We start from the raw sequence: 15367 nt of genomic DNA, 5'->3' as shown, positions 1-15367 counted from the left end.
ATGACACGCATCCACATGATCTTCGCCCGCGCCGCCAACGGCGTGATAGGCCGCGACAACACCATCCCCTGGCGCCTGCCGGAAGACATGGCGCGCCTCAAGCGCCTGACCACCGGCTGGCCGGTCATCATGGGCCGCAAGACCTGGGATTCGCTGCCGCCCAAATTCCGCCCCCTGCCGGGCCGGGCCAACATCGTCATCACGCGCCAGGCCGGCTGGAAGGACGCCGGCGCCGAGACCGCGGCAAGCCTGCCCGATGCGCTGGCGCTGTGCGCGGCTTCCGAAGAGGTGTGGATCCTGGGCGGCGCGCAAATTTACGCGCAGGCGATGCCGCTGGCACACCGCATCGAAGTCACGGAGATTGCGGAGAATATCGAGGGCGACGCCTTCGCGCCGACGCTGGGCCCCGAATGGCGCCAGACGGCGCGCGAGGACCATGTATCGGCCACGGGGATGAAGTTCAGCTTTATCACCTACGAAAAATAAACCACCCACAACCCACAACAACACGAGAGGGAATTGATATGTCAGGAGGCGGATTTCACGTGCACGGACCCCACGACCATGAGCTTGAGCACGCGGCCCAGGGCGGCCACGGCGGCCATGAAAACGGCGGCGGCATGATCGCGCAGATCGCGGTGATCACCGCCATCATCGCGACCATAGGCGCCATCTTTGCCTACATGGGCGGCGCCACGCAGGCCAATGCGGGCCTCTACAAAAACAACGCGGCCATCAAGAAGACCGAGGCCTCCAACCAGTGGAATTACTTCCAGGCCAAGAGCACCAAGCAGTCGCTGGCCGAGCTGGCCCGCGACCTGGCGCCCGAAGACAAAAAAGCCGGCTACCAGGGCAAGGTGGACCGCTACGAAAAAGAAAAGAACGAGATCAAGGTGATCGCCGAGAAGCTCGAAGCCGAATCCGCCGTCTGGGACAAGTCCTCGGACGAGCAAATCCACCAGCACCACCGCTGGGCCCAGGCCACCACGGTGCTGCAGGTGGCGATTGCCCTGGCGGCCATCGCGCTGCTGACACGCAAAAAATGGCTGGAATACGGCATGTTCGCCGTGGCCGGCGTGGGCCTGGTGGTGGGTGTGCTGGCCGTACTGCATATCTGACCGCGGGCATTCCCCCACTTTTCCGGGGCTGGAGCATGAAACCATGAAGATCTCAACCTGGAACGTCAACTCACTCACCGCTCGCCTGCAGCACGTGCTGGACTGGCTGGCCGCCAATCCCGTCGACGTGCTGTGCCTGCAGGAACTCAAGATGACGGACGACAAGTTCCCGCTGGAGGCGCTCAAGGCCGCGGGTTACGAAGCCGCCGCCTTCGGCCAGAAGACCTATAACGGCGTGGCCATCCTGTCGCGCACGCCGCTGCGCGAGGTGGTGAAAAACATCGTCGGCTTTGAAGACGAACATTCGCGGGTCATCGCCGCCACGGTGGACGGCCCCGCGGGGCCCATCCGCGTGCTGAACGGCTACTTCGTCAACGGCCAGGAGCCCGGCAGCGAAAAGTTCGCCTACAAGATGCGCTGGCTGGACGGCCTGCAAGCCTATGTGCGCGCCGAGATGGCGGCCCACCCGCAACTGGTGCTGCTGGGCGACTTCAACATCGCGCCGGAAGACCAGGACTCCTACGACCCGGAAGGACTCAGGGACACCATCCACCACACCAGGGAAGAGCGCGAGCACTTCCGCCAGCTGCTGGCGCTGGGCCTGACCGACAGCTTTCGCATGTTCGAGCAGGCGCCCAAAAGCTATTCATGGTGGGACTACCGCATGCTGGGCTACCAGAAGAACCGGGGCCTGCGCATAGACCACATCCTGGTCAGCGAGGCGCTCAAGCCGCAGGTCCTGGGCTGCACCATAGACCGCGTGCCGCGCAAATGGGAAAAGCCGAGCGACCATGCGCCGGTGACCGTGGAAATCGGCTGACCCCCGTCCAGGCTCACTTCGTGTAGCCTGTTCCCCCAAAAATTGGCACACCCCTGTCCAAGCTCACTGCGTGTAGCTTGTTCCCCCCTCAAGGGGGCGGCGCCTGGGGCCGGCGAAGCCGAAAAATTGGCACACCCCTATCGGGCTCACTTCGTGTAGCCCTTTTCCCCTTGCAGGGGACGGTGCCTGCGGCCCGGCAAAGCCGGTTCCGCGGCACCCACTGGTGAAATACCCCCTCTGCATACGCCCTGAATCTTCAAGCCAGCATGAGCCGTGGAACCGGCTTTGCCGGGCCGCAGGCGGGCGGCCCCCTCGGGGGGCAGGGAGCTACACGCAGTGAGCGACCGTGGGGGCCATCTACTCCAGGTGGAGCTCCTGAATCTTCCGCGTGATGGTATTGCGGCCTATGCCCAGTTTCTGGGCGGCCTCGATGCGGCGCCCGCGGGTATTGGCCAGCGCGGTCTGGATCAGCTTGGATTCGAAGCGGCGCGTGAGCACGTCCCAGACATCGCTGCGCCCGGTGGCCAGCAGGGCCAGGGCCTCGGCTTCAAGGCCGCTTTCCCAGTTCTGCCCCACGCCGGCCACAGCCGGTAAAACCGCTTCGGGCGCGGGCCCCGGCAAAGCCTTGTCGCTGCTTGCCGCCCATTCGGTGCGGACAGGATCCAATTTTTCAGCCGGGGCGGGGGATTTTCCCGGCTCGGGAATCATGCCCAGCACTTCGGGCGGCAGGTCCTTGGGCTCTATCACCTGGGCCGGCGCCATGACGGTCAGCCAGTGGCAGATGTTCTCGAGCTGGCGCACGTTGCCGGGAAAACCGAAATTGCTCAGCAGCTGCAAGGCGGTGTCGGAAATCCGCTTGGGCTCGACGCCCAGCTGCTTGGCGCTTTGCTGCAGGAAGTGGCGCGTCAGCATGAAGACGTCTTCGCGCCGCTCGCGCAGCGCGGGCAGGCGCAAACGGATCACGTTGAGGCGGTGGAACAAGTCCTCGCGGAAACCGCCTTCCTTGACGCGCTGCTCCAGGTCCTGGTGGGTGGCGGCGATGACGCGCACATTGGCCTTGACGGCGTTGTGCCCGCCGACGCGGTAGAAATGGCCGTCGCTGAGCACGCGCAGCAGGCGCGTCTGCAGGTCAAAAGGCATGTCGCCGATTTCATCGAGGAACAGCGTGCCGCCCTCGGCCTGCTCGAAGCGGCCGCGCCGCATGGTCTGCGCACCGGTGAAGGCGCCGCGCTCATGGCCGAAAAGTTCGCTCTCGAGCAGATCCTTCGGGATCGCCGCGGTGTTGATCGCGACAAAAGGCCCGCTGGCGCGCGGCGAATGTTTGTGCAGCGCGCGCGCCACCAGCTCTTTGCCCGAGCCCGACTCGCCGGTGATCATCACCGTCACCATGCTCTGGCTCAGGCGCCCGATGGCGCGGAACACGTCCTGCATGGCCGGCGCCTGGCCCAGCATTTCGGGCGCGGAGGCCATGCGCTCCTCGGCCACCTCCTCGCGCTGGCTTTCCTCCACCGCGCGGCGAATCAGCTCGACCGCCTTGGGCAGGTCAAACGGCTTGGGCAGGTATTCAAAGGCCCCGCCCTGGAAGGCCGAGACCGCGCTGTCCAGGTCAGAAAACGCCGTCATGATGATGACCGGCAGGCCGGGCAGCTTTTCCTTGACCTTCTCCAGCAAGTCCAGGCCGGAGCCGCCCGGCATGCGGATGTCGCTCACCAGGATTTGCGGGCCGTCTTCTTCGGTTGCGTTCTCCAGCGCGGCAAGCACTTCGCGGGGGCTGGTGAAACTGCGCGTAGGAAGGTCCTCGCGAAGCAGGGCCTTTTCCAGAACAAACCGGATGGACTGGTCATCATCAACGATCCAGATCGGTTTCATGTATGCAGTCCCTTTTGTCGTGCTTTCAGCGCGTGGCCCTTCTGGGGAGCCTCCGCGCCGATCGCGTTATGTATCAATCACGGCGGACGGATTTCAAGGAAGCGGTATGAGCAGCTTGAAATCCGTACGGCCCGGCACACTGTCGCACTCGATCAAACCGTGGTGTTGCTGCACAAAGGTTTGCGCCAATGTCAGCCCCAGCCCCGAACCGCCCTCGCGCCCCGAGACCAGGGGATAGAAGATGCGGTCTTTGATGGAGTCCGGCACGCCCGGTCCATTGTCGATAACATGCAATTCCAGTGCCAAGCGATAGCGCTGCTTGCCAAAAGTTACCTGCCTGGCGATTCTGGTCCTGAAAGTGATCTGCGCCTTGCCCGCCGCGATGAGCTCGGCGAGCGCCTGCGCGGCGTTGTGGGCGATGTTCAGCACCGCCTGGATCAGCTGCTCGCGGTCGCCGCGGAAGTCGGGGATGGAGATGTCGTAATCCCGCGTGACCTTCAGGCCTTTGGGAAACTCCGCCAGAATCAGCGAGCGCACGCGCTCACACACCTCGTGGATATTCACGTCGCCCACCAAGTGCGGGCGGCGGTGCGGCGCCAGCAGGCGGTCGACCAGGGTCTGCAGCCGGTCCGCCTCATGGATGATGACCTGGGTGTATTCGGTCAGGTCCTTGCCGATCTCCATCTGCAGCAGCTGGGCCGCGCCGCGAATCCCGCCCAGCGGGTTCTTGATTTCATGGGCCAGGTTGCGTATCAGCTCCTTGTTGGCCTGCGCCTGGTCGATCAGGCGCTCTTCCCGCTCCTGCTTGGCCTGCTGCTCCAGCGGCAGCAGCTCCACGATGGCCTCGCCCGGGGTGTCGGTCTGCGCCACCACCACGTGGACCGGCAGCGGCTCATGGTTCAGGCGCCTTAGCCAGGCGTCGTAGCGCAGGGCGGCGAATTCATTGCTGCCGGCGCCTTCGAGCGCGTTTTGCAGGATCAGCGGCTCGGTGAAACAGTCGGGCAGCTGCGAGCCCTCGATGGTTCGCCGGGAAGTGCCCAGCGCGTCTTCGAGCGCGGCATTGGCGAACACCACGGTGCCGTCGGTGCGTACGACGGCCACCAGCGTGGCCAGCAGGTCGAAAGCCTGGAAACGGGGCAGCCCCGAAACCGGGGCCGAGGAGGATGGGGTGCGGATGGATGGCTTGTTCAAGCCATCCATTTTCACCCAGAAGCCGGCCTTGCGCGCTTAATTAAGGGCGGGAGCGGCGGTCGAAGGGAGCCGGGATATCTCGCGCTTGAGGCCGGCAATGTCGCTCTGGTTACGGGCAATGCTGTCCTTGAGTTCGGCCACGCGGTCCAGGTAGCGCTGGTAGTTGCGGCCCTCAATGCCCTGCTTCTCGGGCTCGCCGTTGTTGTACTCTTTTTGCTGCTCGGCCAGTTTGGCTTCGGCTTTCTTGAGCTCGGCTTCCAGGATGGCCCGCGAATCGCTGTCGCGGGCACGCTGCTCGGGACTGCCATCGGTGCGAGGTCCGCCCGCAGCCGCCACGCGGACCGCGGGCTTGGGCGTGGTGCTCACCGGCGTGCTTGCCACGACCGTGACATTGCCGCCCGAGACCAGCTTGCAGCTGCGCGTCTGCGCCTCTTTGGCGTTGTTGATGTATTCAGGTGTGGAGCCCCCGACACCGGCGCAGCGGTAAACCTGCTGCGCCCATGCGAGGTTCCCCGCGCCGGCCAGCAGCAGGGACAAGGCAGAAAGCAAAAAGGTGTTTTTCATGGAGAACTCCCAATGCCGGTAGGGCAAGGACGGTCTATCAGTATGCGGCAAAGGGGGGAAAACACAAAGCCAGCACACCCACAAGTGCCGGGGGCAATAAAAAAGGACGGCATATGCCGTCCTTTTTTGGCCACAGACTGTAAATAAAAACAGTAGGCGGCTTGGCTGCTTACAGCGAGTAGTACATGTCGTACTCGACCGGGTGCGGTGCCATGCGGAAACGCGTGACTTCGCCCATCTTCAGCTCGATGTAGGCGTCGAGCATGGAGTCGGTGAACACACCGCCCTTGGTCAGGAAACCGCGGTCCTTGTCCAGGTAGTCCAGCGCCTGGTCCAGGCTGTGGCAGACGGTTGGGACTTTTGCGTCCTCTTCCGGCGGCAGGTGGTACAGGTCCTTGGTGGCGGCTTCGCCCGGATGGATCTTGTTTTCCACGCCGTCCAGGCCGGCCATCATCAGGGCCGAGAAGGCCAGGTAAGGGTTGGCCGATGGATCGGGGAAACGCGCCTCGATGCGGCGGCCCTTGGGGTTCGCCACGAACGGAATGCGGATCGAGGCCGAGCGGTTGCGCGAGCTGTAAGCCAGCTTCACCGGGGCTTCGAAGCCGGGCACCAGGCGCTTGTAGCTGTTGGTGCCGGGGTTGGTGATGGCGTTCAGGGCGCGGGCGTGCTTGATGATGCCGCCGATGTAGTGCAGCGCGAAGTCGGACAGGCCTGCGTAGCCGTCGCCGGCGAACAGGTTCTTGCCGTCTTTCCAGATCGACTGGTGCACGTGCATGCCCGAGCCGTTGTCGCCGGCGTAGGGCTTGGGCATGAAGGTGGCGGTCTTGCCGTAGGCGTTGGCCACGTTCCAGACCACGTACTTCAGGACCTGCGTCCAGTCGGCGCGCTGGACCAGCGTGCTGAACTTGGTGCCGATTTCGTTCTGGCCTGCGCCCGCCACTTCGTGGTGGAACACTTCGACCGGGATGCCCAGCGATTCGAGGATCAGGGCCATCTCGGCGCGCATGTCCTGCGTGCTGTCGACCGGGGGCACGGGGAAGTAGCCGCCCTTGACGGTGGGACGGTGGCCGCGGTTGCCGCCTTCGAGCTGCTTGCCGCTGTTCCAGGGTGCTTCGTACTCGTCGATGGCGAACATGACGTTGCCGGGCTCGTTGCTCCAGCGCACGCCGTCGAAGATGAAGAATTCGGGTTCGGGACCGAAGTAGGCGGTGTCGCCCAGGCCGGAGGCCTTGAGGTAGGCTTCGGCGCGCTGCGCGATGGAGCGCGGGTCGCGGTCATAGGCCTTGCCGTCGCTGGGCTCGACCACGACGCACTGCAGGAACAGCGTGGTTTCTTCGAAGAAGGGGTCGATGTTGGCGGTGTTCGGGTCGGGCATGAGCTGCATGTCCGAAGCCTCGATGCCCTTCCAACCGGCGATGGACGATCCGTCGAAAGCGTGGCCCGACGTGAATTTGTCTTCGTCAAAATGGGACACGGGCACGGTCACGTGCTGCTCTTTGCCCCGGGTGTCGGTGAAACGGAAGTCAACGAACTTGACTTCGTTTTCCTTGACCATTTTCATGACGTCTGCGACGGTCTTTGCCATCAAAATCTCCTGTGCTGGATGGGTGGTTGAAAAATTGTCTTCGGGCTATTGAATGCACTTTTTGTGCCAAAGCCATTGGCCGTTCGCTTTCCTGCCAAGCCTCGGATTGTGCCGTCATCTGGCCTCGGTTCCAGCCCCGCAGAAGCCGAAAAGAGAAAAAACACTGCCTGGTAACACCAGCACCATTTAAGTGCATCATCATAAATGCACTGATTTAGTGCAAAAACTCAGCGCACCAATTCAGGGCCGAATTTGAGGTCGAATTTGTGCAGCCCGGCCAGCATGGCCGGGTAGGCCAGGTTGACGGCTTCTGGTGCGCCTTTGACGCCCAGCTCGATATGGCGGCCGTATTCGGGGTGGTCCACGCTGGGCAGGCTGAAGACTTTGACGCCGGCATGCGCCGCCTCAATGGCGAGCATCAGCGGCGTGAGCATGGCTTCCATGGACCCAAAAATGATCACCGATTTTTCGGTGTAAGGCGACTTTTGGTGCAGGTGGGCATACAGCGTGTCGAGCGCCCATTCGATCATCGGCCAGGCCATGACCGGAAACCCGGGCACGAAGTGGACCGCCCCCTGCCCCGCGCGGCAGGTAAAGCCGGGGATCTTGTTGTAGGGGTTGGGAATGATCTCCGCGCCGACCGGAAACACCCCCATGTTCAGGCGATGGATGTTGTCGTCGCGATCGGGTTCATAGGGCGTGCCCTGCTCTTTGGCCACGTCGGCCATGCGCTCGAGGATCAGGGTTTTGGCCGTGGAATGCAGGGCCAGTTCGGCCCCCAGCGCCTTCGCCGCGCACTGCCGGGTGTGGTCGTCGGGCGTGGCGCCTATGCCGCCGCAGGAAAACACCACGTCGCCGCTTTCGCGGGCCGCCGCGAAAGCGCGCGCCAGCGTGGCGGTGATGCGCGCCGGGTCGTCACCCACATAGTCCGCATAGGCCAGTTGCAGGCCTCGCGCGCCCAGCAGCTCTATGGTTTTGGGCAGGTGTTTGTCGGCGCGTTTGCCCGAGAGGATTTCATCGCCGACGATGATCAGGCCGAAGTGAGGGGTCATGTTGTAAAGGGTTCAAGGCAGGGGTAAATCGGGCTTTCCGCCCAGCGAGCCGAAGCGGGGCGCCGGCCCGGGCAGGGCCTCGGGCGCCAGCTCAGCTGCCGTTGTTGCGACCTCGGCCTGCACCAGCGGGTCGGGAGCCAGCGCATTGTTTCGTTTGCGAAGCTGCTCCAGCGCGGCCAAGGTGTAGTGGGCAAACCAGAGCGAGGAAAAGGCGAACACCAGGGTGTAGATCCAGATGGCCACCGGCACCAGGATGGGCGCCATGGCGACGAACATGGCGCCGGAAGCCCAGATCAGGCTGGGCGCGGCGCCCAGGTAGCCGCTGAGCACGCCTATGGCCAGCAGCGGCATGCGGTGTTCCTTGAAAATCTGCCGCCGCTCCTCGCTGCTCGCATGGTCGACCATGGCGTCGTAGGACATCACGCGGTAGGTCAGCCAGCCCCAGATCAGCGGCGGCAGCACCAGGATCAGGGGCGGGATCAGCCACAGCGGAATCGACACGACCAGCGCAACCACCGCCAGCAGTGTCGAGCCCAGCGACCAGAACAGGCTGGCCAGCATGGAGCCGCCCAGTTTGCGCTCGAGCTGCGGAAAGCGCCGCGCGGCCACCAGCGACACCATGGCCGGCGTCATCAGCATGGCCACAAACAGCAGCGAGACAATGATGATGACGGGAATAATCAACAGCAGCAGCAGCACCTTTGGCAGCACGGTCTGCATTTGGCTCAAGCCCAAGCCCTCCAGCCAGCGAGTCATGATGCCCACCAGCTCGAAACTTCCGAGTTGCACGCGGATGGCTTCAGCCGCACTGTCCCAGAAGAAGTGGGCCAAGGCCAGGGAAAGCACGCCCATGATCACCAGCGGCAGGATCGACAGCGCAATGACCCGCGGATGCAGGCAGTACATCGCGGCACGCCAGAAAGCATCAAGAAGTTTGCTCATAAAAGCAAGGATACCCCGACTAGGCGTCGGGCAGATTGCAGGCTCAGGCTTTACCGAAAAGGCGCTTCAGGCCCATCCACTGCTGCGACCAGAAACCCTTGCCGTAATCGCGGTTGGCCTCGACCTGGTCGCGAACACCCGTGGGGTCGTAACGCTGCTCAAAATTGGCGGTACCGAACAGCACGTCCCACCACGGCAGCAGCACGCCGAAGTTATGCCCGCCCAGGACGGTGCGCTGGGCCTTCACGGTCTCATGCCCTATGCCTATGCTGTGGTGCAGCCGGTGAAAGCGCGGGCTCACCCACAGGCGCTCGCCGATGCGGCCGAACCAGATGCGCACATTGGCATGCTGGAAGCTTTCGCTGAGCTGGGTGAAGGCCACGATGGCGATGAACTGGCCGGGCGGCACGCCTATGAGCTGGGCCACCACCACCACGATGGAGTCGACCAGGATGTCGTCGAGCAGGTGGTTGCGGTTGTCGCTCCACATGGTCATCTGGCGCTGCGCATGGTGCAGCGAATGCAGGCGCCACCACCACTCGACCTGGTGCTGGCCGCGGTGCGTCCAGTAAGCCACGAAGTCGAACACCACCAGGTAAATCAGCAGGCTGACCACCGCGTGGTCGGTCACGCCGGGCCAAAGCTGGTCGAGGTGGAAGGTGCCGTAGCCGGCCGTGCGCAGCGCACCGAAGGCTTCGTCGAACCAGGGGTCCAGCGTGAAGAACAACGCGATACGGAACAAGCCCAGCCGGTGGATCAGCGTGTACAGCACGTCGGTGCGTATGGTGGCGCGGTCAGTGACCGGCTCCACCGGCCGCCAGCGCTGCAGCGGGCCGACAAGGGCCAGCAGGATCAGCACCTGGATCACGCCCACCATGAACCAGGCGGTGGCGTCGTAGCCGTCTTCCAGCACGTTGCCCATACCCAGCGCGAACATGGCCGGCTGCACGGCGGCCTCGAACAGCCACTGCTGCGCCGCCGAAAAAAGATCGCTGAACCCGTCCATGCGGTTTATTTTGCAGGCTTGGCCGGGGCCGGGCCGGACTGCGCCTCAATCCAGTCCTTGTACTGGGGATGCTCGCGCAAGGTCTTGAAACAAAAGCCGCGCGACTGCAGGCCGGTGATCAAGGGCTCCAGCACCTTGGGCGCCCACGGGTCCTTGCGCGACCAGATGCCCAGGTGCGCCAGCAGGATGTCGCCGGAGCGCACGTCGCGCAGCGCTTTCTTCAGCAAAAAGTCGTTGGGGTATTTTTCGCTGGCCAGTTCGTCGCCCAGAAAACCCGCGGGCGACCAGCCCACATGCTCGTAGCCGCAGGACTTGGCGGCGGCCAGCAGCGCGGGCGAGGTCTTGCCGCCCGGCGCCCTGAAAAGCGGCAGCGTTTTTTTGCCGGTGACGGCTTCCAGGCGTTTGGCCGACTTGCCGATTTCCTCGCAGTACTGCGCGGCCGTCCAGTTCAAATCCTTGCCTTCCGACGGGCCCGCCGAGGGCCGCATCTTGAAGCGGGGCGGCTCAGCGCCCGCCACCGGCAGGTCGCCGCGCCAGTACACATGGTCCCAGGTGTGGGAAGCGAACTCATGGCCTTCGGCGGCCCGCGCCTTCCACCACGGAGCCCACTCCGCGCCCAGGCTGCCGTCGCCGGTCTGCGTGCGCTCGTTGGCGGCAAAAAACGTGACCTTGACCTGGTGTTTGTTCAGCACCTCGGCCATCATCGGCGCGACGGCCATGTGGCCGGTGTCCAGCGTCAGGTAGACGGGTTTGCAGGGCGCGGCCGCCTGGGCGGGCTGCATGCCGACCGCCGCCAGGGCAGCGGCAAGCAGCGCGGCCGCCAGGGCCGGCCTACCTTGGTGAGTGATCAAGCGTCCAGACGCCATGCGGGCTCTTTCCAACATTGACCTGGCGCACCACCTTGCGGGTCGCCACATCGATCACGGTGAGCTTGCGCGCCCAGCGCGAAGTCACCAGGATCTGCTTGCCGTCGCGGCTCACGTCGATGCAATCGGGGCCGCCCGGCGCGGGATAGCTGTCGACCACTTCCAGGGTTTGCAGGTCGATACGGCTGATGGTGTTGGCCACGCGGTTGCTGACCAATATGTGGCGCTTGTCGCCGAAGGCCCGAAAGGCATGGGCACCGGCGCCGGTCTTGATGGATTTGGTGCGCTGCGGCTGGGCACCGCTCACGTCATAGACCTCGACCGCGTCGCCGCCCGTCAAACCGACCAGCATGAATTTGTCGTCGGCCGTGCCGTAGACGTCGGCCGGGATGGAGCCGGTCTTGGTGCGCCATTTGACGGCCTGCGTCGCCAGGTCGATGGCGATCAGCTCGTCGCTGTCCTGCATCGTCGAATAAATCGTGGTGCTTTTGCTGTCTATCCACAAATGGCTGGGCGTCTTGCCGGTGGGCACGCGCTTGGCCAGCGTGATGTCCTTGCCGTCCCATTTGTAAATGTCGATGTGGTTCAGGCGGTTGGCCGCCGTGACGAACCATTTCATGTCAGGCGAAAAACGCAGCTGGTAGGGGTCCAGGATGCCGCGCACCGTGCGCTGCACTTCGGCGGTTTTCGGGTCGATAAAGGTCAACGAATCCGACAGCGCATTGGCCACGATCACCGATTTTTCGTCGGGCGTGAGGTAAAGGTGGTGCGGCTGCTTGCCGGTGGCGATGCGCCGGGTCTCGGTCCAGGTGGCCGGGTTGATCACGCTGACGCTGTCGTCCAGCGAGTTGAGCACAAAGACGGGTGTGGTGATCCCGGAAGCCGCCGGCGGCGCCGCGGTCTGGGCGGCGGCAGGGAAACTCGTCAGGGCGGCAAGGGCGCACAGCCAGGCGGCTGCAAAACGGGCGGGAACATTCACAAAAACGGTCTTTCTAGGTGCAACCGGTTAGTGTACCGGGCGCCGGCGAGGTTCCCATCCTAAAAGGCCCGCCTCGGCGTGGCTAAATACCCGGCATTCCCGAATCGCCGCCATCCCTTACGATGCGGCGATGGATATGACGCAGATGCTGGAGATCAACGGTATGCGCCTGGAATTGAGGCGCATCACCGGTCAGCCCGACCTGGCCCCGATTGTTTTCCTGCACGAAGGCCTGGGCTCGGTCGCCTTGTGGACGCAGCGCGGGCTGGACTGGCCGCAGGCCGTCTGCGCGGCGACAGGCCGGGCCGGCATCGTGTATTCGCGGCGCGGCTACGGTCATTCCGCGCCCGTGCCCGACGTGCGCGGCAGCGGCCGCTTGCAGCCCGACTACATGCACGCTGAAGCCTGGGAGGTGCTGCCCGCCCTGCTGCGGGCCCTGGATATCAGCCGGCCTGTGCTGCTGGGCCATTCCGACGGCGCCACCATCGCCCTGCTCCACGCCAGCCGCCATCCGGTCTCGGCCTGCATCGCCATGGCGCCGCATGTGCTGGTGGAAGACATTGCCGTGCAGGCCATCACCCAAGCCCGTACGGCGTTTGAGTCAGGGGGATTGCGCGATCGCCTGGCACGCTACCACGCCGATGTCGACACGGCCTTCTGGCAATGGAACGACATCTGGCTGTCCGAAGCCTTTCGCCGCTTCGACATCCGCGAGGACTGCAGCCGCATCACGGCGCCGCTGTTGCTGATCCAGGGCCTGGACGACGAGTACGGCACGATGCGCCAGCTCGATGAAATCGCACAGGTGGCGCCCCATGCCCGGCAGCTGCGGCTGGCGGCCTGCGGGCATTCGCCCCAGCGCGACCAGCCCGGCCAGACCGTGGAAGCGATCACCGACTTCCTGAAGGCCGCGCGCTGAAACTCAGGCCTCTTTGACCTCGATGTGATAGGTCGCCCAGGGGCACCAGGCAAAACGCGCGGAGATCGGCTTGGCCGCCATCTCGGGGAAACGGTCCGCGTCATACACGGCCCACAGCGGCCCCAGCCCGCCCAGTGACAAAGGCTGGCCGTCCATGTGGGTGGCGACGATAAAGCGGTATTTGCCGAGCTCGGCGGCCGTCACCTGGGCCGCATAGCCGTCCACCGCGCGCACAAACACCGTGGTCTTGTCGGTGAGCTTCACGCCGCTGGCCTTGAGCACATCAGCCAGCAGCGGGCCTTTGAGCGTGTGCGGCTTGTTGTCGTATTCCAGCGTGGGCTTGATGGTGACGGCCGGCAGCGCGGCCAGGGTGGCGAAATCAAAGGCCTGCGCCTTGTCGAATTTGATCTTCTGCTTGGCCATCATCTGGTCCAGCGCCGGATCGAGGGCGCCGCGGTTGCCCGCGCCTATCAGCCCGCTGACGGTCAGCACCGTCGGGCCTTTTTGCGCCTTGGGCGCCAGCTGGGCCTGTGCCATTCCAGGCAGGGCGGCGGCGCCCAAGGCCGCCACACCCATAAATCTGCGTTTGTCCATGGATTTCTCTCCCTTTTTTGCAAGTTCTACACACTGCCGGCGACGGAGTTTTCGTCTAAAAATTCACACTTAGTCACTAATAAAGCAAATCACCGTGATAAACCTCAAGACAAAGTAGGCAAATAGTCGCATATTGTAAGTACCCGTAACAACCAGGAGTTCGTCATGTACAGAAACTCGGAATGGTCGCCGGCGGAGCAGCCCCACATGGAGCACGTCGCCGAATGGTACAGCCTGTGGTCACGCTGGGTAAACCGGGGGAAACGCCGCATTCCTCAACACTGGCCCCTGCATGCGCGGGTTCTGATGAACAGCGAAGAGTTGCGGGTCTGGCACTGGATGATCAACACCTTTGACGACCACCATGTGCTGGTCAAGATGCCGGTGACCCGCTTCACCCGGCCCAACGCCAATGAAAACAGCCTGTACTGGTATGAAATGCTTCAGAACACCACCTGCACGTTTTCGGTCTGCGCCAGCGACGGCCATGTGGTCGGCTGCGTCGACGTGCCCAAGTCCTTCGGCCTGTCCCGCAAAGCCAGAAACCTGAAAAGCAATTTGTTGGCCCAGTGCGGCATTTGTTATGTGGTGCTCAACCCTTCCATGCTGCCGGACCAAGACGCACTCCGCAACGAATTCCTCGGCGAAGAAGCCACCAAAAACCGGCACCTCAAACGTGAAGAGGCGGCCCTCGAAACCGCACGGCTCAGCCTGAAACACACGCTGGCACAACAACGCCAGATACGCACGCTCATGGACCAGGAACACACCAGCAGCATGCCCGGCCACTGGCACGACTCCTTCCTCATACAGTCCAACACCCGCCCGGCCGAATTGCGATAAGTGGGACCGGCGAGGCGCCCGGCCATGCTCAGCCCGCGATGCGCGCCAGGTCCTGCGCCGTCAGCCAGCGCCATTCGCCCGCCTTGAGGTCGGCCGGCAAGTCCAGCGAGCCTATGCGCGAACGGTGCAGGCCGCCCACCTCTTCCACGCGGTTGCCCACGGCGGCAATCATGCGCTTGACCTGGTGGTATTTGCCTTCGGTCAATGTCAGGCTCAGCTGGTGCTCGCCGGTTTTTTCGCAGGCCGCGGCCCGCACCGGCTTGGGGTCGTCGTCCAGCACCACGCCGGCCAGCAGTTTGGCCACCTGTTTGTCGTCCACCGGGTGCTTGGCGCGCACCTCATACACCTTGGGCACATGGTGCTTGGGCGAACTCATGCGATGGATGAACTTGCCGTCGTCCGACAGCAGCAGCAAACCCGTCGTGTCCTGGTCCAGCCGCCCCACCGCCTGCACACCGGCCGCCGCACCGCCGCCGCGCTGGCGTATCGGCGCCGGCAGCAGCGTGTAGATGCTCGGATAGGCGCTGGGCTTTTGCGAACACTCATAACCCGCGGGCTTGTGCAGCATCAAATAGGCTTTTTCATGGTATTCCCAGTCCGTGCCCTGCACCGTGAAGCGCAGGCCTTCGCTGGGCTCGAATTCAGCGGACGGATCGTCGCAAGGCGCGCCCGCTACCGCCACATAGCCTTGTTGAACCAGCCCCGCGCACACGCGCCGTGTGCCAAAGCCCTGGGAGAAAAGGATTTCCTGGAGTTGTGTGCTTGCCATGGGGGTATTGTCGCCGGGCACAGCTCTCGTTTTGCTCAGACGGCAGGCCAAATCAACAGCCCTTGCCTGCGGGCTGGGCATTGCCGAGGAGCGGACGCGGTGCTAATCGTGCTCCGTGTCCTCGCCAACGGCGTTGTGTTGACGTTTCACGGCGCCGGCGACAGCGTCGACAAGATGCTGCCCTCCTTTATCGAGTACGCAGAGCAGCGCGGAGTCTTGTTGCTGTCGCAGTTCCCCACCTGGAGTGGCT

At 63.9% G+C, this 15367-nt stretch carries 16 protein-coding genes; 5 read left to right on the top strand and 11 right to left on the bottom strand.

Annotation, left to right across the window (positions count from 1 at the left end):
- The 3 genes from ACEN9P_RS18610 to xth are packed head-to-tail and all read left to right on the top strand — an operon-like array spanning position 1 to position 1938.
- Positions 1-486: a dihydrofolate reductase gene (locus tag ACEN9P_RS18610; protein WP_477660812.1), complete on the top strand. Its 486-nt coding sequence runs from the start codon at positions 1-3 to the stop codon at positions 484-486.
- A 38-nt stretch (positions 487-524) separates the two neighbouring features.
- Positions 525-1118, top strand: coding sequence for a DUF4337 domain-containing protein (locus ACEN9P_RS18605; protein ID WP_477660811.1), 594 nt, complete (start codon positions 525-527; stop codon positions 1116-1118).
- A 43-nt stretch (positions 1119-1161) separates the two neighbouring features.
- Complete coding sequence (gene xth, locus ACEN9P_RS18600) at positions 1162-1938, top strand: exodeoxyribonuclease III (RefSeq protein WP_495620101.1); 777 nt, start codon at positions 1162-1164, stop codon at positions 1936-1938.
- A gap of 357 nt (positions 1939-2295) precedes the next feature.
- Here xth and ntrC read toward each other — a convergent pair whose 3' ends face one another.
- The 9 genes from ntrC to ACEN9P_RS18555 all read right to left on the bottom strand — a co-directional run bounded on the left by ntrC (position 2296) and on the right by ACEN9P_RS18555 (position 11992).
- Entirely contained in the window at positions 2296-3807 is a 1512-nt protein-coding gene (gene ntrC / locus ACEN9P_RS18595) for a nitrogen regulation protein NR(I) (RefSeq protein ID WP_477660809.1), read from the bottom strand.
- 93 nt (positions 3808-3900) lie between these two features.
- Positions 3901-5007, bottom strand: a complete 1107-nt coding sequence (gene glnL, locus ACEN9P_RS18590) for a nitrogen regulation protein NR(II) (RefSeq protein ID WP_074575549.1) — start codon at positions 5005-5007, stop codon at positions 3901-3903.
- Between the two features lie 27 nt (positions 5008-5034).
- Complete coding sequence (locus ACEN9P_RS18585) at positions 5035-5562, bottom strand: hypothetical protein (protein ID WP_477660808.1); 528 nt, start codon at positions 5560-5562, stop codon at positions 5035-5037.
- Between the two features lie 169 nt (positions 5563-5731).
- The gene (glnA, locus tag ACEN9P_RS18580) at positions 5732-7147 is read right to left on the bottom strand and encodes a type I glutamate--ammonia ligase (RefSeq protein ID WP_007869429.1); all 1416 of its coding nucleotides are present in this window, start codon (positions 7145-7147) and stop codon (positions 5732-5734) included.
- A 227-nt stretch (positions 7148-7374) separates the two neighbouring features.
- Positions 7375-8199 (bottom strand): competence/damage-inducible protein A, encoded by an 825-nt coding sequence (locus ACEN9P_RS18575; protein WP_495620100.1) that lies wholly within the window; start codon positions 8197-8199, stop codon positions 7375-7377.
- A 12-nt stretch (positions 8200-8211) separates the two neighbouring features.
- Complete coding sequence (locus ACEN9P_RS18570; protein ID WP_495620099.1) at positions 8212-9141, bottom strand: EI24 domain-containing protein; 930 nt, start codon at positions 9139-9141, stop codon at positions 8212-8214.
- Positions 9142-9184: 43 nt separating this feature from the next.
- Positions 9185-10147 carry a sterol desaturase family protein gene (locus tag ACEN9P_RS18565; protein WP_495620098.1) on the bottom strand — a complete coding sequence of 321 codons (963 nt, stop codon included), beginning with the start codon at positions 10145-10147 and terminating at the stop codon, positions 9185-9187.
- 5 nt (positions 10148-10152) lie between these two features.
- Positions 10153-11013 (bottom strand): polysaccharide deacetylase family protein, encoded by an 861-nt coding sequence (locus ACEN9P_RS18560; RefSeq protein ID WP_495620097.1) that lies wholly within the window; start codon positions 11011-11013, stop codon positions 10153-10155.
- Positions 10979-11992, bottom strand: coding sequence for a YVTN family beta-propeller repeat protein (locus ACEN9P_RS18555; RefSeq protein ID WP_495620096.1), 1014 nt, complete (start codon positions 11990-11992; stop codon positions 10979-10981). Before ACEN9P_RS18555 ends, ACEN9P_RS18560 begins: the two co-directional genes overlap by 35 nt.
- A 130-nt stretch (positions 11993-12122) precedes the next feature.
- On the opposite strand from ACEN9P_RS18555, the gene ACEN9P_RS18550 reads away from it, so the two are divergent.
- Positions 12123-12911: an alpha/beta fold hydrolase gene (locus ACEN9P_RS18550; RefSeq protein ID WP_495620095.1), complete on the top strand. Its 789-nt coding sequence runs from the start codon at positions 12123-12125 to the stop codon at positions 12909-12911.
- A 3-nt stretch (positions 12912-12914) separates the two neighbouring features.
- On the opposite strand, the gene ACEN9P_RS18545 is transcribed toward ACEN9P_RS18550, so the two are convergent.
- Entirely contained in the window at positions 12915-13505 is a 591-nt protein-coding gene (locus ACEN9P_RS18545; RefSeq protein WP_495620094.1) for a putative pterin-binding protein, read from the bottom strand.
- A 165-nt stretch (positions 13506-13670) separates the two neighbouring features.
- On the opposite strand from ACEN9P_RS18545, the gene ACEN9P_RS18540 reads away from it, so the two are divergent.
- Positions 13671-14348 (top strand): hypothetical protein, encoded by a 678-nt coding sequence (locus ACEN9P_RS18540; RefSeq protein WP_495620093.1) that lies wholly within the window; start codon positions 13671-13673, stop codon positions 14346-14348.
- A 28-nt stretch (positions 14349-14376) separates the two neighbouring features.
- Here the strand turns inward: ACEN9P_RS18540 and ACEN9P_RS18535 are convergent, their stop codons facing one another.
- Positions 14377-15117: a pseudouridine synthase gene (locus ACEN9P_RS18535; protein ID WP_495620092.1), complete on the bottom strand. Its 741-nt coding sequence runs from the start codon at positions 15115-15117 to the stop codon at positions 14377-14379.
- Positions 15118-15367 lie beyond the last annotated feature (250 nt).

The organism is Polaromonas sp. Polasp52, assembly GCF_059491565.1.
Note: the sequence above shows the minus strand (reverse complement) of the source record. Positions and strands in the feature narration are given on the sequence as shown.

What these genes read in the sequence shown, in the direction of transcription:
- glnA (WP_007869429.1), bottom strand. Translation starts at nt 7,147, where the DNA reads ATGGCAAAGACCGTCGCAGACGTCATGAAAATGGTCAAGGAAAACGAA.
- ACEN9P_RS18545 (WP_495620094.1), bottom strand. Translation starts at nt 13,505, where the DNA reads ATGGACAAACGCAGATTTATGGGTGTGGCGGCCTTGGGCGCCGCCGCC.
- ACEN9P_RS18535 (WP_495620092.1), bottom strand. Translation starts at nt 15,117, where the DNA reads ATGGCAAGCACACAACTCCAGGAAATCCTTTTCTCCCAGGGCTTTGGC.
- xth (WP_495620101.1), top strand. Translation starts at nt 1,162, where the DNA reads ATGAAGATCTCAACCTGGAACGTCAACTCACTCACCGCTCGCCTGCAG.
- ACEN9P_RS18605 (WP_477660811.1), top strand. Translation starts at nt 525, where the DNA reads ATGTCAGGAGGCGGATTTCACGTGCACGGACCCCACGACCATGAGCTT.
- ACEN9P_RS18575 (WP_495620100.1), bottom strand. Translation starts at nt 8,199, where the DNA reads ATGACCCCTCACTTCGGCCTGATCATCGTCGGCGATGAAATCCTCTCG.
- ACEN9P_RS18550 (WP_495620095.1), top strand. Translation starts at nt 12,123, where the DNA reads ATGGATATGACGCAGATGCTGGAGATCAACGGTATGCGCCTGGAATTG.
- ACEN9P_RS18610 (WP_477660812.1), top strand. Translation starts at nt 1, where the DNA reads ATGACACGCATCCACATGATCTTCGCCCGCGCCGCCAACGGCGTGATA.
- ntrC (WP_477660809.1), bottom strand. Translation starts at nt 3,807, where the DNA reads ATGAAACCGATCTGGATCGTTGATGATGACCAGTCCATCCGGTTTGTT.
- ACEN9P_RS18565 (WP_495620098.1), bottom strand. Translation starts at nt 10,147, where the DNA reads ATGGACGGGTTCAGCGATCTTTTTTCGGCGGCGCAGCAGTGGCTGTTC.
- ACEN9P_RS18540 (WP_495620093.1), top strand. Translation starts at nt 13,671, where the DNA reads ATGTACAGAAACTCGGAATGGTCGCCGGCGGAGCAGCCCCACATGGAG.
- glnL (WP_074575549.1), bottom strand. Translation starts at nt 5,007, where the DNA reads ATGGATGGCTTGAACAAGCCATCCATCCGCACCCCATCCTCCTCGGCC.
- ACEN9P_RS18560 (WP_495620097.1), bottom strand. Translation starts at nt 11,013, where the DNA reads ATGGCGTCTGGACGCTTGATCACTCACCAAGGTAGGCCGGCCCTGGCG.
- ACEN9P_RS18570 (WP_495620099.1), bottom strand. Translation starts at nt 9,141, where the DNA reads ATGAGCAAACTTCTTGATGCTTTCTGGCGTGCCGCGATGTACTGCCTG.
- ACEN9P_RS18585 (WP_477660808.1), bottom strand. Translation starts at nt 5,562, where the DNA reads ATGAAAAACACCTTTTTGCTTTCTGCCTTGTCCCTGCTGCTGGCCGGC.